The 18,580-nt window shown below is 61.2% G+C and carries 22 protein-coding genes and 1 pseudogene; 14 read left to right on the top strand and 9 right to left on the bottom strand.

Going from position 1 to position 18,580, the window contains the following annotated elements; all coding sequences use genetic code 11:
* Positions 1-98: 98 nt before the first annotated feature.
* Complete coding sequence (guaA, locus tag QQL24_RS09525; protein WP_284311889.1) at positions 99-1,649, top strand: glutamine-hydrolyzing GMP synthase; 1,551 nt, start codon at positions 99-101, stop codon at positions 1,647-1,649.
* Between the two features lie 132 nt (positions 1,650-1,781).
* Here guaA and QQL24_RS09530 read toward each other — a convergent pair whose 3' ends face one another.
* The 5 genes and pseudogenes from QQL24_RS09530 to QQL24_RS09540 all read right to left on the bottom strand — a co-directional run bounded on the left by QQL24_RS09530 (position 1,782) and on the right by QQL24_RS09540 (position 3,932).
* On the bottom strand, positions 1,782-2,516 hold the full coding sequence (locus tag QQL24_RS09530; RefSeq protein ID WP_284311741.1) for an antibiotic biosynthesis monooxygenase: 735 nt from the start codon (positions 2,514-2,516) through the stop codon (positions 1,782-1,784).
* A 17-nt stretch (positions 2,517-2,533) separates the two neighbouring features.
* Complete coding sequence (locus QQL24_RS36580; protein ID WP_431310664.1) at positions 2,534-2,848, bottom strand: alpha/beta hydrolase; 315 nt, start codon at positions 2,846-2,848, stop codon at positions 2,534-2,536.
* Positions 2,849-2,925: 77 nt separating this feature from the next.
* Positions 2,926-3,138 (bottom strand): annotated as a pseudogene (locus QQL24_RS36585) (alpha/beta hydrolase fold domain-containing protein); the annotation flags it as partial.
* On the bottom strand, positions 3,120-3,359 hold the full coding sequence (locus QQL24_RS09535) for an alpha/beta hydrolase family protein (RefSeq protein ID WP_284311742.1): 240 nt from the start codon (positions 3,357-3,359) through the stop codon (positions 3,120-3,122). The gene QQL24_RS09535 and the pseudogene QQL24_RS36585, both read right to left, overlap by 19 nt.
* 159 nt (positions 3,360-3,518) lie before the next feature.
* Positions 3,519-3,932: a YybH family protein gene (locus QQL24_RS09540; protein ID WP_284311743.1), complete on the bottom strand. Its 414-nt coding sequence runs from the start codon at positions 3,930-3,932 to the stop codon at positions 3,519-3,521.
* Positions 3,933-4,068: 136 nt separating this feature from the next.
* On the opposite strand from QQL24_RS09540, the gene QQL24_RS09545 reads away from it, so the two are divergent.
* The 5 genes from QQL24_RS09545 to QQL24_RS09565 all read left to right on the top strand — a co-directional run bounded on the left by QQL24_RS09545 (position 4,069) and on the right by QQL24_RS09565 (position 8,070).
* Entirely contained in the window at positions 4,069-4,971 is a 903-nt protein-coding gene (locus tag QQL24_RS09545; protein WP_284311744.1) for a LysR family transcriptional regulator, read from the top strand.
* 569 nt (positions 4,972-5,540) lie between these two features.
* A complete protein-coding gene (locus QQL24_RS09550) occupies positions 5,541-5,846 on the top strand; it encodes a putative quinol monooxygenase (RefSeq protein WP_284311745.1) in 306 nt (101 codons plus the stop codon).
* 52 nt (positions 5,847-5,898) lie between these two features.
* On the top strand, positions 5,899-6,213 hold the full coding sequence (locus QQL24_RS09555) for an EthD family reductase (RefSeq protein ID WP_284311746.1): 315 nt from the start codon (positions 5,899-5,901) through the stop codon (positions 6,211-6,213).
* A 101-nt stretch (positions 6,214-6,314) separates the two neighbouring features.
* On the top strand, positions 6,315-7,202 hold the full coding sequence (locus QQL24_RS09560; RefSeq protein ID WP_284311747.1) for an alpha/beta fold hydrolase: 888 nt from the start codon (positions 6,315-6,317) through the stop codon (positions 7,200-7,202).
* Positions 7,203-7,212: 10 nt separating this feature from the next.
* Positions 7,213-8,070, top strand: coding sequence for a sigma-70 family RNA polymerase sigma factor (locus QQL24_RS09565; protein WP_284311748.1), 858 nt, complete (start codon positions 7,213-7,215; stop codon positions 8,068-8,070).
* Positions 8,071-8,119: 49 nt separating this feature from the next.
* Here QQL24_RS09565 and QQL24_RS09570 read toward each other — a convergent pair whose 3' ends face one another.
* A complete protein-coding gene (locus QQL24_RS09570; protein WP_284311749.1) occupies positions 8,120-9,082 on the bottom strand; it encodes a GlxA family transcriptional regulator in 963 nt (320 codons plus the stop codon).
* A gap of 247 nt (positions 9,083-9,329) precedes the next feature.
* On the opposite strand from QQL24_RS09570, the gene QQL24_RS09575 reads away from it, so the two are divergent.
* From QQL24_RS09575 to QQL24_RS09605, 7 genes are all read left to right on the top strand, one after another.
* Entirely contained in the window at positions 9,330-9,965 is a 636-nt protein-coding gene (locus tag QQL24_RS09575; protein ID WP_284311750.1) for a glutathione S-transferase family protein, read from the top strand.
* Between the two features lie 420 nt (positions 9,966-10,385).
* A complete protein-coding gene (locus QQL24_RS09580) occupies positions 10,386-11,003 on the top strand; it encodes a YbhB/YbcL family Raf kinase inhibitor-like protein (protein WP_284311751.1) in 618 nt (205 codons plus the stop codon).
* A gap of 125 nt (positions 11,004-11,128) precedes the next feature.
* A complete protein-coding gene (locus QQL24_RS09585; RefSeq protein WP_284311752.1) occupies positions 11,129-11,947 on the top strand; it encodes a metal ABC transporter permease in 819 nt (272 codons plus the stop codon).
* 46 nt (positions 11,948-11,993) lie between these two features.
* Entirely contained in the window at positions 11,994-12,614 is a 621-nt protein-coding gene (locus QQL24_RS09590; RefSeq protein ID WP_284311890.1) for a cytochrome b/b6 domain-containing protein, read from the top strand.
* Positions 12,611-13,378, top strand: coding sequence for a molybdopterin-dependent oxidoreductase (locus tag QQL24_RS09595; RefSeq protein WP_284311753.1), 768 nt, complete (start codon positions 12,611-12,613; stop codon positions 13,376-13,378). Before QQL24_RS09590 ends, QQL24_RS09595 begins: the two co-directional genes overlap by 4 nt.
* 86 nt (positions 13,379-13,464) lie before the next feature.
* Positions 13,465-14,295: an alpha/beta fold hydrolase gene (locus QQL24_RS09600; protein WP_284311754.1), complete on the top strand. Its 831-nt coding sequence runs from the start codon at positions 13,465-13,467 to the stop codon at positions 14,293-14,295.
* A 49-nt stretch (positions 14,296-14,344) separates the two neighbouring features.
* Positions 14,345-14,773 carry an OsmC family protein gene (locus tag QQL24_RS09605; protein WP_284311755.1) on the top strand — a complete coding sequence of 143 codons (429 nt, stop codon included), beginning with the start codon at positions 14,345-14,347 and terminating at the stop codon, positions 14,771-14,773.
* Positions 14,774-14,966: 193 nt separating this feature from the next.
* Here QQL24_RS09605 and QQL24_RS09610 read toward each other — a convergent pair whose 3' ends face one another.
* The 3 genes from QQL24_RS09610 to QQL24_RS09620 are packed head-to-tail and all read right to left on the bottom strand — an operon-like array spanning position 14,967 to position 17,548.
* Positions 14,967-15,695: an esterase family protein gene (locus tag QQL24_RS09610; RefSeq protein WP_284311756.1), complete on the bottom strand. Its 729-nt coding sequence runs from the start codon at positions 15,693-15,695 to the stop codon at positions 14,967-14,969.
* Positions 15,692-16,657 (bottom strand): acetylxylan esterase, encoded by a 966-nt coding sequence (locus QQL24_RS09615; RefSeq protein ID WP_284311757.1) that lies wholly within the window; start codon positions 16,655-16,657, stop codon positions 15,692-15,694. The genes QQL24_RS09610 and QQL24_RS09615 overlap by 4 nt, the downstream gene beginning before the upstream one ends.
* Positions 16,658-16,717: 60 nt before the next feature.
* Positions 16,718-17,548, bottom strand: a complete 831-nt coding sequence (locus tag QQL24_RS09620; RefSeq protein WP_284311758.1) for a helix-turn-helix transcriptional regulator — start codon at positions 17,546-17,548, stop codon at positions 16,718-16,720.
* A gap of 93 nt (positions 17,549-17,641) precedes the next feature.
* Here QQL24_RS09620 and QQL24_RS09625 point away from each other — a divergent pair, with 93 nt between their 5' ends.
* Positions 17,642-18,538 (top strand): SDR family oxidoreductase, encoded by an 897-nt coding sequence (locus QQL24_RS09625; RefSeq protein ID WP_284311891.1) that lies wholly within the window; start codon positions 17,642-17,644, stop codon positions 18,536-18,538.
* Positions 18,539-18,580 lie beyond the last annotated feature (42 nt).

Raw genomic sequence — 18,580 nt, forward strand, 5'->3', positions numbered from 1 at the left:
ACCAATTTCCTCCCATTCCTCCCCATTTCATTGCTGTCATGCAAGAAAATCGGCATGCCTCGGTTGCATCGGTGGCCCCGGTCGACTACCTCGCTCCCATGACACACAACGCCATTCTCATCATCGATTTCGGTTCGCAAGTCACCCAGCTGATCGCTCGTCGCGTGCGCGAGGTCGGCGTCTATTGCGAGATCCATCCCTTCCAGTCGGCAGCGGAAGCCTTCGAGAGATTGAAGCCGAAAGGCGTGATCTTTTCGGGCGGCCCGGACTCGGTGACGCGGCCCGGCAGCCCGCGGGCGCCGCAGGCGGTGTTCGATTCCGGCGTGCCGATCCTCGCCATCTGCTACGGCCAGCAGACCCTGGCGACGCAGCTCGGCGGCAAGGTCGAGGGCGGGCATGCCGCCGAATTCGGCCGCGCCGATGTCGAGATCAAGGAGACGAGCCCGCTGTTCGAAGGCTTCTGGGAGGCCGGCAAGCGCTATCCGGTATGGATGAGCCATGGCGACCGGGTCACGCAACTGCCCGAAGGCTTCAAGGTGATCGGCACCTCGGAAAACGCCCCTTACGCCATCGCGGTGAATGAGGAGCGCAGATATTACACCACCATGTTCCACCCCGAGGTGGTGCATACGCCTGACGGCGGCAAGCTCTTGCGCAACTTCGTCCAGAAGATCGCCGGCATCGAGCCGGACTGGACGATGTCGGCCTACCGCGCCGAGATGGTGGAGAAGATCAGGAAGCAGGTCGGCGCCGGCAAGGTGATCTGCGGCTTGTCGGGCGGCGTCGATTCCTCCGTGGCGGCCGTGCTCATCCACGAGGCGGTCGGCAACCAGCTCACCTGCGTCTATGTCGATCACGGCTTGATGCGGGCAGGGGAGTCCGAGCAGGTCGTCGGCCTGTTCCGCGATCACTACAATATCCCGCTCGTCCACGTCGATGCGTCTGAGCTGTTCCTCGGCGCGCTCGCCGGTGTCGGCGACCCGGAAATCAAGCGCAAGACCATTGGTCGCCTGTTCATCGAGGTGTTCGAGGCCGAGGCAAAGAAGATCGGTGGCGCGGAATTCCTCGCCCAGGGTACGCTCTATCCCGACGTGATCGAGAGCGTCTCCTTCTCAGGCGGCCCCTCGGTGACCATCAAGTCGCACCACAATGTCGGCGGCCTGCCCGAACGCATGAACATGAAGCTGGTGGAGCCGCTGCGCGAACTCTTCAAGGACGAGGTGCGCGCGCTCGGCCGCGAGCTCGGCCTCACCGAAGCCTTTGTCGGCCGCCACCCGTTCCCGGGACCCGGCCTCGCCATCCGCATCCCCGGCGAGATCACGCGCGAAAAGCTCGACACGCTGCGCGCCGCCGATGCCATCTATCTCGACGAGATCCGCAAGGCCGGCCTCTACGACAAGATCTGGCAGGCCTTCGCCGTGCTGCTCCCGGTGCGCACCGTCGGCGTGATGGGCGATGGGCGCACCTATGACAGCGTCTGCGGACTGCGGGCGGTGACCTCGGTCGACGGCATGACGGCGGATTTCTTCCCCTTCGACATGAACTTTCTGGGCAGGGCGGCGACGCGGATCATCAACGAAGTGAAGGGCATCAACCGCGTGGTCTATGACGTGACGTCCAAGCCGCCCGGGACGATTGAGTGGGAATAAGGGGGGCGGGTGCTGTGGAGTAGAGTGGGATAGAGCAGCGTACCCAAAGCAATTGTTCTTCGCCGAAAGTGGTCGATAGTCGTCGTCAGGCGAGCAGAAAGCCGATCCTCTTTGGCCGACGGACAGGTCACGCTAGCCAATCCGTCGGCGCTGCCCGGCGCGCAGCGTGTCAAAGACGTGCGCCGTGTCATTGTACTCACGAACGCGCACGATTTTTTCGCCCTCGAATTCGAAATAGACGTGATAGAGATTGTTATAAGCGGCTCCCTCGACCGTCTTCGCAAAGCCCTCAAGCTGCACTGCGATCCGCTTTGGCTCGGCGACCATTGTCCCGATCTCGTAGCGAATCGGACCATCGAGTCTTGATTGGACAAACTTGAGCGCTTCCGGGAGCTTGTCGGTGCCCAGCGTCTCGCGTGTGGTCGGCAACCAATACGTCGCGTCGTCGCGGAACAGGGCGACCGCCCGCGGGATCTCTCCGGCCGAGTTGCGGAGGAAGAACTGCCGCACGACCTCCTTTTGCACCTCGACCAACGATTCATTTCGCATGGAATTGGTCGGCGCGTCCGGCTTAATGACGAACACCTCGTCGTAGAAGCTGACCTCCATGTCCTTGATCAGCATCTCACGAAACCTCGCCGTGTCTCCCTTTCCCTCCTGCCACGCGAGGTACTCCTCGTAGGCCGCCCGGCTGGTCCAGCGAGTTATCGATATCACCTTGTTCTCGTTGTCCTGGTCGCGACAGAGGCGGATTTCCTCGCAACCGCCGTGGGCAATCGTGTCGGGTAAGGCCCGTTGCAGGGCTGCAAGGAGTTCGGCCGCACGGCCGGGCTTGGTGTGATGCAAGTTTGTCGCTTGAATGCTCATGATGACGTGCCTCCTAGTCAAAACGTTCTCAGGGCTCGGATGCGGTCGGCGATAGCGCGGCGCGATACGTCGGCATCAGGCGCAAACAGCTCGAAACCGTGTGGAGCCCCGGGGGGAACGTGCAGCTCGGTTGGCACTTGCGTCTGTAGTCGCTGCACGTAAGCGACACTCTCGTCCCGGAAGATGTCGAGCTGCCCCACTTCGATGTAGGTCGGCGGCAGGCCGGAGAGATCGGTCGCGCGAGCAGGTGCCGCGTAGGCCTCAACGCCGTTTTTCCCTGCTCGCTCGCCGAGGAGAGCTCCCCATCCGGTGATGTTGTCGTCCAGGTCCAGGTGAGAAACGGAGCGATCTCGGCATCTGGCTGCGTGTTGCGGTCGTCGAGCATCGGATAGATGAGGATTTGCGCCGCAATCGCCGGCCCCCCGCGATCACTCGCCAGGATTGCGGTCGCCGCGGCGAGGCCGCCGCCAGCGCTGTCCCCAATGATGGCGATGCGGGCAGGGTCGACGCCAAACTCCGGTGCATGATCGGCAAACCATCGCAGCCCCGCGTAGCCATCCTCGACTGGCGTCGGGTGCGGATGCTCGGGTGGGAGCCGGTGATCTACAGCGAGAAGGGGCACGCCACTCGCCGAGACGTAGCGCCTTGAATCTTGTCATACACATCCACGCTTCCAAGCAGCATCCCGCCGCCATGGAGATAGAGTGCGGCCGATCCTGGCTGCGGGCCGCTTTTCTCGAACCATCGCAGCAGGATCGGCTCGCCGTCGTACGACGGGATCCGAATGTCGCGCGTGACCACGTCCGTCGGGACCGGCTGAAGAGCAGCCCACTCGCCGAACATGGCGGTGCCGCCTTCACGGCGCGTGCGTCAGTCGCCGACGGGCGGGCGAGGTCGGACCTCGCCCAGCCCCGCGACCATTCGGTCGAGCGCAGCTGCGACCTGACGATCCATCGAAAGGACCATGGCGGCTTCCTTTCCTCGGCTTGCTTTAGCCCCGACCTAGCCTGTGATGATCTTGCCGTCCCATTCCCCGCCGGCGGGGGATGAGGCGTGTTCATGGAACAGCTTCCACTCGCCGCCCCGCCGCTCGAAGCAGTCGGTCTGGCGCACCCAGGCGTGCTTGGTCTCGCCGTTCCTGAGCACGATCTTGGCCTTCTGGACCGTACAGACGATCCCGATGTCGCCGCTGATCTTCACATCCTCTTCGAGGATGTCGATGTCGCAGGATTTGAACCCGCTGAATACGCGGTCGAACATCTTCTTCGCCGGCCCAAGGCCCCTTGAAGCGAAGGCCGGAATGTCGAACCACAGCGCATCGTCCGCCCAGTGCCGCGTGCTTTGCTCGGCGGTCATGGACGTAGCCATTTCCTTCACGATGTCGGTGAGGGCCTTCTCGTCGGTGCTCTTGGTCATGGCGATCTCCTTTTCGAATGCGCCAGGGGGCTTTCCTCCGGCGGATGACAAAAGAACTAGTCTTTCCTTGGACGAGGGGGTAGAAAGCCAATTGGAATAGAATCAATTCCACTATAGGAATGGGTGGGAGACGCGGATGGACCGTATGGGCGCCATCGGCCTGTTCGTCCGGGTGGTGGACGCCGGAAGCTTTTCCGCTGTGGCCCGCACCTTAAGCGTCGGGCAACCGGCGGTGAGCAAGCAGATCGCGGCTCTCGAAGCATACCTCGGCGCGCAGCTGCTGCAGCGGACGTCCCGCAGCCTGACCCTTACCGAGGCCGGCCGTGACTTCTACGAGTCCGGCGTGCGACTGTTAGGCGACCTCGAAGCTGCGGAGTCCCGTGTCGGACGCGGCGTCGTCGCGCCATCCGGCCTGGTAAGGGCCAATGTGACGCCCGTGTTCGGCCGGCTCTATATCGTGCCTCGGTTGAGCGCGTTTTTTGCCAGCTACTCCGGGGTATCCGTCGAACTGGTCGTCACCGATCACCTGGTCAACCTGATCGAAGGAGGCGTCGATCTCGGCATCCACAATGGCGAACTATCGGATTCCAGCCTGATCGCCAGGAAGATTGCCCAGACGCCTATCGTCACCGTCGCCACCCCCACCTACTTGGCGAAACATGGCGAGCCGCAGACGCCCGACGATCTGGAACGCCACGCTTGCGTGATCTATGCGCCCGATGGCGCGCCGCGCGTCTGGGAGTTTTCGGGCCGCTTCGGTCCCATCGTCCACCACCCAATGGGCGCCTTCCGCACCAACGATGCGGAGCAGATCCGCGCTGCCGTCCTGGCTGGCCTGGGCCTAGCGCACACACCGGGCTGGCTGTTTGCCGCGGAGATCGCCTCCGGAACTGTGCGGGAGGTGTTGAAGGATTACTCGCGCCCAAAGCTTGCGATCAGCGCGGTCAGGCCCAACGGAAGGTTCCTCGCCAGCAAGGTCAGGGTCTTCATCGATTTTCTGGCTGAAATTTTCGCTGAAGAGCCCAGTCTAGCCCTCTAGCCGGCCGACACTCTGGTCGTTGCTGCGGTTCGTTATTTTCGCGGCCGAGAGCAAGGATGATCGTCATGATTAAGATACGACAAGCGGTAAGTTGCCGGACGGTTGACGGTCTTTTTTTGCGAGGCTGAGCGACGCCGTTCTCGTTGAGTAAAAGCGAGATTGACCAATCGATGCCGATAGTCGCTGAAACCGAGAAAATCGCGGATCGTCGAAATTCGCCTTTGAATTCAAGAGCGCGAATTTCTGACGGATCGGGAAGACGGTCCTTCGCAGCGTGCAGAAAATTTTTGCACTTGAAATTCAGCGCGTTACGATCGCTCGGAACAATCGAGTGGGAGTGATTTTTGCCTATCCGAGGGTATCCAAATCTACGACACGGTACGACGTAACCCGTTGATAGAAGTTCATTTTCCTGCCGATGCCTAGCTGCGTCCGACCGTTGCAACTGGCGTTGCAGAACTCGGCAAAGCACACGCCTTCGAGATCACTTCCAAAAAATCTTCTACGTCGCGATCCGTTTCCACCCTTCGGATCGTCCTTGGTGTGTCCGAAACACAAGGAGACATGCCATGTCCGACGAGTCGGTTATCTTGATCAATATGCTGAAGGTCAAACCCGGGAAGCAGGATGCGCTGGTCGCGCTCTTGCGGCAGAACACCGACGCCGTGATCCGCACGCTCCCCGGCTGGAAGACGACCCGGCTAATCGCGGCAAGGGACGGCGCCGGCGTCGTGATCTACTCCGAGTGGGAGACCCCAGCAGCCGTCGAGGCGATGCGCGGCGATCCGCGCATGAAGGCCTATCTCCCGAAGATCAGCGAGCTGGCGAGCTTGGACTCGATCATGGGCTCGGCGGTGTTGAGCGAAACCCGGTAAGTGGGACCACACAAGCAAGTTTGCATCACACAACTAGCAAAGGAGAACCGCGATGGCTCGCATGGTCGTGATCTACCGGACACCGAGTGACGTCGAGGCGTTTGACCGACATTACTTCGATATCCACGTGCCTCTCGCCAAGAAGATTCCGGGTCTCAGGAAATACGAGGTCAGCGACGGCCCCATCGCAACGCCGGTAGGGAGCTCGAATGTTCATCGCATCGGAACGCTGTATTTCGACGACCTTGCGGCGATCGAAAAGGCGTTTGCAAGCCCGGAGGGACAGGCGGCTCGGGCGGATCGCCGACTTCTTGCGCCTGATGACTCGGGCGTTCAAATGTTCCTTTTCGACAACAGGGAGGTCTGAACCCTTCTCCCTTTGTTCGTCTCGGCGAGCGAGGGCAAAATGGCGGGCGACCGGTGATGCAGGTCGTATAGATCGTAAGAGCAGACGAAGAGAGCGCAGTGATGTCGGCAACCAAAGCAGTTTTTGTCCTGGTCCATGGCGGCTGGCACAACCATTCGGCGTGGGACAGAGTTACGCCACTCCTTGAAGCCAACGGCTTCGCGGCCTTGACGCTCGACCTTCCCGGCGCGGGGGCACATGCGGTAGCACCAGCATCGCTCGGTCTTCGCCCATTCGACCTCGCGGCGTTCGCCGCCGAGCGGTCGCCCATCGCCGGCGTCACGCAGGAGGAGCGGACGCAGGCGGTCGTCAAGCTGGTAAAGGAAGCTGCGTCACTCAGCGACGGCAAGGTCATCCTGGTCGGGCACTCGGCCGGCGGGATGACGGTTTCGGCGGTCGCCGAGCAGGTTCCGAACCTGCTTCTCGCGGTCGTATATCTTGCCGGGTTCATGGTGCCGAACGGCATGCCGTTGCTCGCAATGCTCCAGCATGAAACCCTGTCTTCGGCTCTGGCGCCTTCGCTGTTCGTGGGCGACCCCGCCGCCATCGGCGCGACAAGGATCCATGCCGGATCAACCGATGAAGCCTACAGATCGCTGCTCAAGGCTTCGTTCTATGGCGACGTGTCGGAGTCCGAATTCGCGCATGCGGCGTCGCAGCTTCATTGCGACGAATCGAACGCCGGCGCCTTGGCCCCATCGCAAATTACGCCTGGAAGATTTGGCACGGTGCCGCGCCATTACATCCGTTGCACACAGGATCGCGCGATTCCGTTGACCGGTCAGGATCACATGATCGCGACGGTTGACGGTGCCATCGGCGGCAAGACAATGACCCACACATTGGAAAGCAGCCACTCGCCATTCCTGTCGCAACCGGCCACACTGTCGAAGATTCTCATCGACATTCATGCCCAATCCCTGGCGCAACAGAGCGCGGAAGCGCCGTAGGTCTCGATACATGAACACAGATGAATTCGAGGATCGTCTGAAAGCGATGCGACCACGCCTTCATCGCTACTGCGCGCGCATGACGGGATCGGCGATCACCGGCGAGGATGTGTTGCAGGATACCGTCGTCAAGGCCCTTCAGGCGCGAGCCCAGGGCGCCGGAGTGGATAATCTCGAGGGCTGGCTGTTTCGCATCGCCCACAATGCGAGCCTCGATTTCCTGCGCGACAGGGCCCGGAACACGGTCGTTCCGCTCACCGAAGACGTCGAAGCGGCGCCCATACCCGAGGCGGACATCGTCGCGATCAGCTTTCGGACGTTTCTGCTTCTGCCCGAACTTCAGCGCTGCGCGGTGATCCTCAAGGATGTCCTGGGTTATTCGGTCGACGAGATTGCAAGCATCGCCGAGTGCTCTCCGGCAGCCGCCAAATCGGCGCTTCAGCGCGGGCGCGCGGCGCTGCGGCAACTCGCGCAGGCACCCGACGACACCCGGCTGCCGCTGATGTCCGGTTCCGACCGGCGGAAGATCGCCGCCTATGTCGAGCTTTTTCGGAGCGGCGATTTCGACGCAATCCGCGCCATGCTCGCCGATGACGTCAAGCTCGATCTGGTGAACCGGCTGCAACTGGAAGGGCGCGACAAGATTGGCCTCTATTTCACGCGCTATGCGGAAGAGACGAGATGGCGGTTCGCCTTCGGCGCGGTTGAAGGACAGCCGGCCATGCTGGTCTTCGACGGCACCGGTCCGATGGAAAGACCGGCGCATTTTGTCCTGATCGACTGGTCGGAAAGCCGGATCATCGAGATCCGGGATTTCCTGTTCGCTCCCTATGTGCTCGAAGCCATAGATTGGGTGCGGCTAGGCTGAAAGGTTACTCAACCAGTCATTCTGCGAACAAAAAGCCAGGACACTAGGCCTACAAGCTGCGACGGATCTCGCGCACGCCGCGGCCGAGTTTCCGGCGCAGCAGCACGCGCAGCGTCACGCCTTCGGCATAGCCGACTTGGGCGGCGATCTGGTCGACGCTGGCCTGGCTGGTTTCGAGCAGGTGCACGGCGCGCTCGATCCGCAGATCCTGGAAATATTCGAGCGGCGATTTGCCCAGCACGTCCTGCATCCGGCGCGCCAGTGTGCGCTTGCTGGTGGCGAGTTCCGCAGCGGCCTGATCGAGCGAGAAACCCTCGGCCAGACGCTGCCGCGCCCAGTGCTCGAATTTGAGCACCAGCGGATCGGTGTGCACCACGTAACCTGGGATCGTGTAGGTCGCCTGAGAGGTGCGCATGTCGGCCACCAGATACTTTGCCGTGACGCTGGCCAATTCGGGACTGGCGCGCCGGATCAGGGTCAGCGCCAGGTCCAGATGGCCGAGCGCCGCGCCGGCGGTGACCACTGCGTTGGATTGCACGATGAGCCGCGTCTCGACCAGCCTCACCTGCGGATAGCGCTGCCGGAACAGAGGCGCCAGCCACCACGTGGTGGTGGCCTCTTCGCCGTCGAGCAGGGCCGCTTCCGCCATCACGAACGTTCCGACGCAGGCTGCCGCGGTCAGCGCACCGCGCTCCGACCATTTGCGCAGTACCGCTCCGGCTTCGCGCACCTCGCTGCTGCCCAGCGCCTGCACCAGCGGCTCCGGCATGATCCGGTTGATGGCGGGCATCAGCACGGCATCCGGTGTCGGCGCGCGTAGAGCCGAAGTCACCGGCACGCTCAGGCCTCGCGCGGTTGTGACGGTCTTTCGCAGACCGACGACGCTCGTCTGGAATCGCAGCGAGGAGATGCCGGTCATTTCCGCCAGCGTATTGGCGAAGCCAAAAGCGTCCAGCACCGCGGCCAGGCCGGTATCCAAAACGCCGTTGAGGGCGAGGACATGAATATGCATGGCAAATACGATATCAAAATCGACAAGTTTGCCAATACCGCAAGCGCGGCTTCGGTTCTGCCTTGGGCATCGTGGCTCCAAGGCTCGGGGCAGCCGCGAGCGAGGGACGCATGGCGAAATCGATATCAAAGTTGGCAAGCTTGCCAATACAGGCTGAGCGCCTCCCCTTGTAGCGTCCGGACCAGGTGAGCCGGATGCGAATTCACCTGCATCAACCCTGCTGCGGCGCATAAACAGGAAACGATTCATGTCCGACATCACCCTCTGGGGCTTCGACGGCTCCACCTATGTGCGCACCATCAAGATGCTGCTCGCGGAGAAGGATTTCAGGCAGTTCAAGCAGGTGCAGCTCAATGTCTTGGAAGGTGATCCGAAAAGGCCCGAGCATCTGGAGCGGCATCCCTTTGGCAAGGTTCCGGTCCTCGACCGGGGCGGGATGCGTATCCTTGAAACCACGGCAATCGCTCGCTACCTCAACGACGTCCTGCCCGGCAGGTCGCTGATTCCGGCGACGCCCGAGGACCGCGTACGGATGGACATGATCATGGGCATCATCGATTCCTATGCCTATGGCGCGTTGGTCGGCGGCGTGGCGGCCTTCCATCTGTTCCCGGATTTCGTCGGGGGCAAGAATGAAGCTATGCGCAAGGACGGCATCGAGAATGGCCGCAAGGCAATTGAACTTGCCATGAAGGCCAAGGGCGCATCGTCCTTCATCGCGGGTGAGCTCAGCCTCGCGGACCTCTACCTCGCACCGATCGCCTTCTATGTCGCGCTCACGCCGGACCGGGATGTCGTCTTCGACGTCGATGGCTTTGCGGATTGGTGGACGAAGATCCAAGCCTTGCGGAGCTTCAAGGAGACGCAACCGAACCTCGGTTGAGGGGAACTCCGGCTGTCAGGCGGAACACGCCGGTCTCCCGGAAAAGGCTCTCGCCGGTTGCGGAGGGCCGAGCGGCTGTTCGCGCGTTACTTAGAAGATTTTGCGCGGGCTCTTGAAAGGGCCGGAGCTGATTCCGGGGCGGCGACATCGCGCGCAGGAGATGGGCGGTACTCGGTATTTGAGTATTGAGTAGGGTGTTTGAGTTGAGAAATCAGCATAACGCGTCAGATTAGGAGCACATTGCGTTTGAATACATAGTCATCGTTCTGATATTCGATGAAATTAAAGTAAATATAGCGATTCGTCTTCGTAATAAATCCTCGATGTATCGGAATATGTACCTAACATATTGGTACGCCACAGGATAATTATTTTCTTTTAGGGAATCTATCCTGAAGTCATGAGAGAGCGGAGTTAATAATGTCAGCTGTCAAGAAAATCGCGACCGTGCTCGCCACCTTGCCATTGGCCTGCGGGGCGCTTGCGCAGGCCGCATATGCCGGTGCGGCGACGTTTACGGTGTCCAGTCCCGACTTGTCGTCGGGACGCTTCGACAAGAAATTCATCCTGAACGGCTTCGGCTGCACGGGATCGAACGTCTCCCCAGCGATCGAGTGGTCCAATGTTCCCGAAGGGACGAAGTCGCTCGCATTGCAGGTCCTAGACCCGGACGCGCCGACCGGGAGCGGGTTTTGGCATTGGGCCGTCTACAACATCCCGGCCACTGCCCCAGGGTTGCCGCAGGGCGCTGGCAATACGCCCAGCAGCCTGCCTGCCCCTGCCTTCGGCGGCGCCAACGATTTCCTGGATACGGGAGCTACTGGCGGAAACGGCAACTACGGCGGCCCGTGTCCTCCGGTTGGCGACATTGCGCACCACTTCGTGTTCACGCTCTACGCGCTATCGGTCGCCGACGTAGAGGCCGTCAGCGGGATTCCCAAATCGGGTTCTCCCGCGTTGCATTCGTTTATTCTGAACAAGGGCCTGGGCGACAAGATCCTCGGCAAGGCCAGTTTTGTAGCAACCTTCGGTCGTTAGCGCAGTACAGCATGGTCACAGTATAAAACAAGATACATTTCTCAATATAATTTGAGATTTCGATCTTTTAGTTATCCGTTCGTGACCAATGCATTCAATAATTATGAAAAAATGGAGCAAATTCGATGTCTGAAGAGAATAAAATTGGCCATATGCTTGCCGTCTCGACATTCGCCTGTATGCCGCGCGCAGAAGCGCAGAACGTCAAACCGGAACGCATTCGCGGGGATAGGCCCCAAGTACGAGGACACCAGACCATGAAACGGCTTCTCGCGCTGACTCTCGTAGCCACGGCGAGCATCGGGCTTGCCACGACGGCTTCAGCGGAGCCGTTGCGCATTCGCGGCACTATTGTTGCGACGTCGTCTGACAGCCTCACCGTGCATACAGTAAACGGCAACGTCACCGCGTCGCTCAATGACAAAACGGGATTTGTCTCGGTCGTGCCATCTAATCTCAACAGCGTTGGCCCCGGCAGTTATCTGGGTGTGGCGAGCAAGGATGGGGGTGGCAGGCGGATCGCACTCTCGGTGATCGTTTTCCCACCCGAGATGAAGGGCGCCGCCGAAGGGAATGCCAAGTATGATCCCCTTCCCGACACAACCCTATCTGGCGGCGCGCCTACCGCCAGCAGTATGACCAACGCCAATGTCAAGGCGATCAGCTCGAACAAGGATGCCCCGCGCGTCAACAGCACTATGACCAACGCCAGCGTCGCGACCGCTACGGCAAAGAGTGACGTAAAGTATGTGACGCTCGCCTATAAGGGCGGTGAGCAGAAGGTTCTAATTCCGCCAACGGCACCGGTAGTGGCGTTCGTACCTGGCGCCGCGTCGATCTCCAACACGGGAGCCCACGCATTCGTGCTCGCTGACAGCACCAACGGCAAGATCACCGCGGGCCTGGTAGCGGTAGGCGCAAACGGGCTGACCCCCCCGTTCTGACCGGTGCCAATAGGGCGCTTGGCGTCGGGAGGCGCGCGTGTCGAAGATGATTACACACAGACGTCCCGCACATCCCCTGCCTATCCGGATCATGCATTGGATCTGGGCGCCGACGATCATTTGCATGATGCTCAGCGGTTGGGCGATCTACAATGCCTCGCCGGACCTGCCATTCGTCTTTCCACGCTGGATGACCCTGGGTGGATGGCTGGCGGGCGGCATCGCCTGGCACATCAGCGTCATGTGGGTGCTGTTCGCTGTCGTGGGCGCGTACCTAATTTACGGCTTCGCAAGCGGCCACTTCCTTCGCGAATTCTTCCCGCTCAGCCCACGCGCCGTGGTCAAGACCATGATCGCCGCCTTGACCGGGCAGTTGGGACACAACGTGGGTCACTACAACGCCGTGCAAAAGTTGCTCTACCTGGGCGTGATCGGCTTGCTTGGTGTTCAGATCGCGACCGGCTTCGCGATCTGGAAGCCGGTGCAGCTTGGTTGGCTCACCGACCTGTTCGGCGGCTTTCCTCTCGCTCGCAACTTCCATCTAGCCGCCATGATCGGCCTCGTGCTGTTCCTCGCCGTCCACCTCACCCTGGTGGTGATCTTTCCCAACACGCTAATCGCCATGCTCGCTCCTGTCCCCGCTGAGCCTGAGGATCCGGCGCCATGAGCCCTGAGCGAAAGCCGCGCCCGAAGCCGGCGGTCACCCTGGATGAGATCAAACCTGAACTCGACCGGCTCAGCCGGCGCGGGCTGCTTACGCGCGGCCTGTCGCTGGGCAGTCTGATGATGCTGACCGGTTGTGATCTGTCGACCCACTCCGGCGTGGATGGAGCCCTCTGGACGATCATGCAGTTCGACGACTGGGTGCAGGCGCAGCTGTTCTCGCCTCTGAGGCTCGCGAGGACCTATCCACCGAGCGCCGTGACTAATCCATACCGCTTCAATGCGTTCTACGAGGATTGGCAGGTTCGGGAAACGCCTTCCGATTGGCGGCTCGAATTGTCTGGACTGATCGGCGACAAGCGGCCCTGGACCATTGATCAACTGCGGATGCTGCCACTAGAGACGCAGGTGACGCGCCATATCTGCATTGAGGGCTGGAGCCAGATAGGCCAGTGGACCGGCATCCCACTACACGCCTTTCTGCGGCGGATTGGCGCCGATCTCAGCGCCCGCTATGTCGCTTTCAAATGCTTCGATGACTATTTCACCAGCATCGATATGCCTAGCGCCCTACACCCGCAGACCATCCTGGCGTTGGATTTCGTTGGCCAACCGCTCACGCCAGAATGGGGCGCTCCGGTGCGGCTGCGGATACCCACGAAGCTCGGTTTCAAGAGCGCCAAGAACATCAGCGCCATTGTCGTCACCAACGACTATCCCGGCGGCTATTGGGAGGACCAGGGCTACAACTGGTTCAGCGGGTCATAGGGGGCGCTCCCATACGCTTGCCGCTGCTGGACGAGCCGTTGCTGCCGGCAGTCTCATTCGCCGAAACCACAAAGGAGACCAATCCCATGAGCACTATCAAAGTCGGTCAGGAAAACTCGCAACCCATCGAGATCTACTACGAGGATCACGGTTGCGGATCGCCTGTCGTGCTCATCCACGGCTGGCCATTGAACGGCGACGCGTGGGAGAAGCAGACCGCCGCGCTGCTCGCAGCCGGCCATCGCGTGATCACCTATGACCGCCGCGGCTTCGGCCGGTCGAGCAAGCCAGGCGTTGGGTACAATTACGATACGTTCGCGGCGGATCTAGACGCCCTGTTGAGCGCATTGGACCTGACCGGCGTCTCGCTGGTCGGGCATTCAATGGGCACCGGGGAAATCACACGATACATCGGCAAATACGGCACGGGGCGGCTCCACAAGGCCGTGCTGATCGGCACGCTCGGACCCTATCTGGTCAAGGCACCCGACAATCCGGAAGGCGTCGACCCGAGCGTGTTCGACGGCATTCGCGCCAGCCTCAGGGACGACCGGCCGGCCACAGTGATGGAGTTTCTGAAGAATTTCTACAGTGTCGGCGGGGCGGATGGAAAGCGGGTCAGCGAGCGCGTCCTTGAAGCCAATTGGGTGGTCGCAATCGGTGCCTCGCCAATCGGCACAGTCGCCTGCATCGACGCCTGGATCGAGGATTTTCGCAAGGACATCGCCCGCAACGACCTGCCGACCCTGATCATCCACGGCGATGACGACCGCATCCTGCCCGCGGAGGTGACGTCGAGACGACAGGCGAAGCTGCTCAAAGACGTGAAGTCCATCGAGATCGATGGAGGTTCCCACGGCATACCCTGGACGCATGCGGAGGAGATCAACGATGAACTTGTGAAATTCCTCTCATAGGCCTCACGACGTTGGTTTTTAGAACGGCAAATAATCAAGGAGAAGTGACATGATCCGCAAGGCGAAGGCAGTTTGGCGCGGCACCGGTCGCGATGGCGGCGGCACGGTTTCGACCGAGTCCGGTGCGCTTACAGGGACCCCGTATTCCTTTCGGACCCGTTTCGAGAACGAGAAGGGCACCAATCCCGAAGAGTTGATCGCGGCTGCCCATGCCGGATGTTTCTCGATGACAATGGCCTTTATCCTGCAAGGCGCCGCCTATACGCCGACAGAGCTCGATGTCGACGCCGCCGTCACGATCGAACCGGAGGGCGCGGGGTTTCGCATCAGCCGGTCAGCTCTGACGCTGCGTGCTCAGGTCCCGAACCTGGATCAAGCCACGTTTGCTCGAATGGTTGGTGACGCTGAGAAGAATTGTCCGGTTTCCAAGGTCCTCAACGCCGCCATTACCGTGGACGCAACGTTGATCTCGACCTAGAGCGCTTTACTTTCAGATTGAATCACCAAGAATCGCAAAATGCTTTTGATACCAGTAAGTTAATTTCGAAATTCGCTCCTGCCTGAACGCATTTTACTCTAGCCCACTGCGAGCCGCATGCCACTGAATGCCGGGGTAGAATCCTGCGACTTTCCCCGGGTTTCTCTTCCCTCCAACTCAACTCCATCCCACTTCAAACATACAGCGCCGCCATCTTCCGCCATGCCCCGGCGCGATGGGCGCGTCCGTCCCAGAAATGAAGCTGGTGACGGATGCTCTTTTCGTCGAGGAGGCGGCTGAGGTGGCGGTTGTTGTCGAGGAAAGGATCGGCATTTCCGATGACGAGGACGATTTCGAGCTGGCGCAGCTTGTCCAGCCGCCAGGAGCAGGTGAGGCCGGGCAGGAAATGCGTCGGGGTGTGGAAATAGATATCCTCGTTGTAATAGCCCTCAAACAGGTCTCCGAAACATTCCACCTGCATCGTCAGGTCATAGCGGCCGGAGAAGGCGACGAGCTTGCGGAAGAGGTGCGGATGCCGGAAAACCAGGCTGGCGGCCTGGAAGGCACCGAGACTGCAGCCCAGCGCCATAGTGCAATCGTGGGAATTGGTCGAGGCCATCAGCGGCAGCACCTCGTTGAGGATGTAGTCCTCGAAGGCGGCGTGCCGGCGGATGCGATCGGCCGGATGACGGCCTGCGTCGTAGAAGGTTTCCTGTGCCAGGCCCTCGATGCAATAAAGCTGCAAATATCCGGCGCTGACCTTGTCGGCGAGGCTCGCGACGATGTTGAGCCTCTCATATTCCCAGAAGCGCCCGTCCCTTGTCGGAAACATCAGCACCTTTGCTCCGGCATGGCCGAAGATCAGGAGTTCCATGTCCCTGTGAAGGCGCGGACTGTAGCAGCGCCGATAATCTCGCCTCATGTCGCCCTGAAGAACCGTCTGACCTTTTCCGTAAGGAGTGCGTGCTGCTCCTCGCAGCCGGGATAGTCGAAATGACCCGCATCCAGGATGACGGTTTCATGATCGTTTGATGTCGGCAGCGCATTGGCGACCGAAAACTGGCAGGGCGGCGCCACCACCGGATCGAAGCGGGCAACGGCAAGGAGCATGGGAACCTGAATGCGCGTCGCGGCCGTCGCCGCATCGAAAAGGCCGAGGGTGTTGAGCACGTCCCCATGGGTCTTCCGATAGTTCTGAACGGAATGGGCGCTGCCGGTGGTAGGCAGGCTCAGCCAGACCGGCATATTGCCGAAGGTCGGCACGATCAGATGGCCACGATCGATGCGTTGGTCGAAGGGGAGCGCCAGGGCGCCGATGCCGCCGCCGAAGCTGATGCCACTATAACCGATCCGTCCGTCAAGCTGGGGATAGAGCTTGATCAGAACAGAGATGGCTACCCAGAGATCCTCGACGCAGCCGCCCAGGATATAGCTCTCCGGCTTGTCGATATCATTGAGCACGTGCCAGGCGGGATCGCTTGAAATCGGTGGACGGCTGCTGCGCGAGAGCCCACGAAAACAGGGAAACAGCACGGCTGTCTCCTTGACCGGAATGTCGAAATCCGGCTGGTCGCGCCCGCCATAGCCATGACCGACGACAAGGCCACGCCTGACCGTTCCCTCTCGCGGCAGCAGCAGCCAGCCGCCGATCCGGAAGCCATCGGTCGAAGTGTAGGCGATATCATGGACGTGCCAGTCCGGATGGCTCAATCGGCTTTCGCCCAGCTGCGGCTGCGGATTCACGCCAAGCGCGCCGACATAACGCTCGCGCCAGAAATTGTCGAAGTGAGGCGGTGCCTGGGGCGGCCTTATCGCACGAAGCTCTGCAAGTCCGAGGCCGTAGGTGGGATCGAAATCATAGGGATGCTCTATCGGGATGCTCATCGGATACTTGCTTCGTCAAATCGGGCAGGATGCAGGCGTGGCTCCAGGCCAAAGCTCGCGTCATTGAGCGTCGAGCAGCGCCTGTATCCGCTCGGCATCCCCGGGGTTCACCAGATTATGGACCACCATGGTGAGATCGGGCCGACCTTCGACCGTGAAGGCGGAATATTCGAAGGCCAGTGGACCGAGAACGGGGTGCCGTATTTGCTTGAGGTTCTCGCCATGGCTGCTGACGTCGTTGTCGCGCCACATCGTCCTGAATTCGGGGCTGAGACGGCAGAGTTCCTCCACCAAAGGCTCGACTTCTGCCGCGGCTCCCGCGCGGGCGGCGTCCACCCGGAAGGCGCCCACCACGAAGCGCGCCACGCCCTCCCAGTCATATTGCGCGGCGCGGAAGCGGGGATCGAGGAAGATGAAGCGCAGGACGTTGCGCTGCTCCGGAGGCAAGGACCCATAGTCGATCAGCATGACGGTCGCCGCCCGGTTCCAGGCGACGACATCCCAAATGGCGGTACGGATGAGGGCAGGGCTCGGCTGCAACGCATCGAGCACACGTTGCAGCCGCGGGGTGACGCCGTCGCCCTTCTGGTAACGCACCTCGGGCGGCCGCCCGAGGCCGAGCAAGAAAAGGTGCTCGCGCTCGACATCCGTCAGCAGCAGGGCACGGGCGATGCGATCGAGCACGTCCGCAGAAGGTGCGCCGCCCCGACCCTGTTCGAGCCAGGTGTACCAGGTCGGGCTGATATTGGCGCGCTGCGCCACTTCCTCGCGGCGCAGGCCGGGCGTGCGGCGGCGTTGCGACGAAAAGCCGAAGGAGGCGGGATCGAGCTTCGCTCTGCGGTCCTTCAGATAGGTCCCGAGCAAGGTTTCATGCGTGGCGTACTCGCTCATCCTGTTAGCCATTATAATACGATAATGTCACTACTTTACCAGAATAAATCACGAGCACATGTTTGTCTCCAACGAAAACTGGAGATCTCTCTCATGCGTGTGTTCGTGACCGGCGCCGCCGGATTCATCGGCTCGGCCGTCGTCAAGGAATTGATCGGCGCGGGCCATCAAGTGCTGGGGCTGACCCGCTCGGACAAGGGGGCTGAAGAACTGGCCACGGCTGGTGCCGAGGTCCATCGCGGCTCGCTCGAGGATCTGGACAGCCTCAGGGAGGGCGCCGCTCGATCGGACGGCGTCATCCACCTCGCCTTCAATCATGACTTCTCCAGGTTCGTGGCGAATTGCGAGGATGACCGGCGTGTCATCGGCGCCCTTGGCTCGGCTCTTGCCGGCTCGGACCGGCCGCTGGTCATCACCTCCGGGACCCCAATAGCCAACACCGTGCCCGGTGAGCCAGCCGAGGAAGGCAATCGGACCATCGGTTCCGACGTGCATCCCCGCGCAGCCTCGGAAGAGGCGGCGGGCTCGGTCGCAGCGGATGGGGTCAATGTGTCGGTGGTGCGACTTCCGCAGGTTCACGACACGGTCAAGCAGGGTCTCATCACGCCCGTGATCGAGATATATCGCGAGAAAGGCGCGTGTACCTATGTCGGAGACGGACTCAATCGCTGGCCGGCGGCTTATGTTCTCGACGTAGCCCGACTCTACAGGTTGGCGGTCGAAAAGGCTGAGCCGAATGCAAAATATCATGCAGTCGCGGAAGAGGGGGTGCCGATGCGCGACATAGCCGAAGCCATCGGCCGACGTCTGAAGCTGCCGGTGAAATCGATCGCCCCGGACGAGGCTCAAGCCGCTTTCGGCTGGCTTGCGATGTTTGCCGGGCGCGACATGCCTGCCTCCAGCGCGCAAACGCGGCAGAAGTTGGGATGGCAGCCCACCGGCCCGGGATTGCTGGCCGATCTCGAGCGATTGCAGGTTTCCGGCGCATGAAACTCGCATGAGTTTCGACGGGAGGTTCCCGGTGTCGGGGCT

It is taken from the genome of Labrys miyagiensis (assembly GCF_030160835.1).
Lineage (GTDB): Bacteria > Pseudomonadota > Alphaproteobacteria > Rhizobiales > Labraceae > Labrys > Labrys miyagiensis.

Coding starts and splice junctions, on each gene's coding strand:
- QQL24_RS09610 (WP_284311756.1), bottom strand. CDS start 15,695: ATGAGGCGAGATTATCGGCGCTGCTACAGTCCGCGCCTTCACAGGGAC.
- QQL24_RS09600 (WP_284311754.1), top strand. CDS start 13,465: ATGAGCACTATCAAAGTCGGTCAGGAAAACTCGCAACCCATCGAGATC.
- QQL24_RS09585 (WP_284311752.1), top strand. CDS start 11,129: ATGTCTGAAGAGAATAAAATTGGCCATATGCTTGCCGTCTCGACATTC.
- QQL24_RS09615 (WP_284311757.1), bottom strand. CDS start 16,657: ATGAGCATCCCGATAGAGCATCCCTATGATTTCGATCCCACCTACGGC.
- QQL24_RS09580 (WP_284311751.1), top strand. CDS start 10,386: ATGTCAGCTGTCAAGAAAATCGCGACCGTGCTCGCCACCTTGCCATTG.
- QQL24_RS09530 (WP_284311741.1), bottom strand. CDS start 2,516: ATGAGCATTCAAGCGACAAACTTGCATCACACCAAGCCCGGCCGTGCG.
- QQL24_RS09555 (WP_284311746.1), top strand. CDS start 5,899: ATGGCTCGCATGGTCGTGATCTACCGGACACCGAGTGACGTCGAGGCG.
- QQL24_RS09550 (WP_284311745.1), top strand. CDS start 5,541: ATGTCCGACGAGTCGGTTATCTTGATCAATATGCTGAAGGTCAAACCC.
- QQL24_RS09575 (WP_284311750.1), top strand. CDS start 9,330: ATGTCCGACATCACCCTCTGGGGCTTCGACGGCTCCACCTATGTGCGC.
- QQL24_RS09540 (WP_284311743.1), bottom strand. CDS start 3,932: ATGACCAAGAGCACCGACGAGAAGGCCCTCACCGACATCGTGAAGGAA.
- guaA (WP_284311889.1), top strand. CDS start 99: ATGACACACAACGCCATTCTCATCATCGATTTCGGTTCGCAAGTCACC.
- QQL24_RS09620 (WP_284311758.1), bottom strand. CDS start 17,548: ATGAGCGAGTACGCCACGCATGAAACCTTGCTCGGGACCTATCTGAAG.
- QQL24_RS09625 (WP_284311891.1), top strand. CDS start 17,642: ATGCGTGTGTTCGTGACCGGCGCCGCCGGATTCATCGGCTCGGCCGTC.
- QQL24_RS09605 (WP_284311755.1), top strand. CDS start 14,345: ATGATCCGCAAGGCGAAGGCAGTTTGGCGCGGCACCGGTCGCGATGGC.
- QQL24_RS09535 (WP_284311742.1), bottom strand. CDS start 3,359: ATGTTCGGCGAGTGGGCTGCTCTTCAGCCGGTCCCGACGGACGTGGTC.
- QQL24_RS09565 (WP_284311748.1), top strand. CDS start 7,213: ATGAACACAGATGAATTCGAGGATCGTCTGAAAGCGATGCGACCACGC.
- QQL24_RS09590 (WP_284311890.1), top strand. CDS start 11,994: ATGATTACACACAGACGTCCCGCACATCCCCTGCCTATCCGGATCATG.
- QQL24_RS09545 (WP_284311744.1), top strand. CDS start 4,069: ATGGACCGTATGGGCGCCATCGGCCTGTTCGTCCGGGTGGTGGACGCC.
- QQL24_RS09595 (WP_284311753.1), top strand. CDS start 12,611: ATGAGCCCTGAGCGAAAGCCGCGCCCGAAGCCGGCGGTCACCCTGGAT.
- QQL24_RS09570 (WP_284311749.1), bottom strand. CDS start 9,082: ATGCATATTCATGTCCTCGCCCTCAACGGCGTTTTGGATACCGGCCTG.
- QQL24_RS09560 (WP_284311747.1), top strand. CDS start 6,315: ATGTCGGCAACCAAAGCAGTTTTTGTCCTGGTCCATGGCGGCTGGCAC.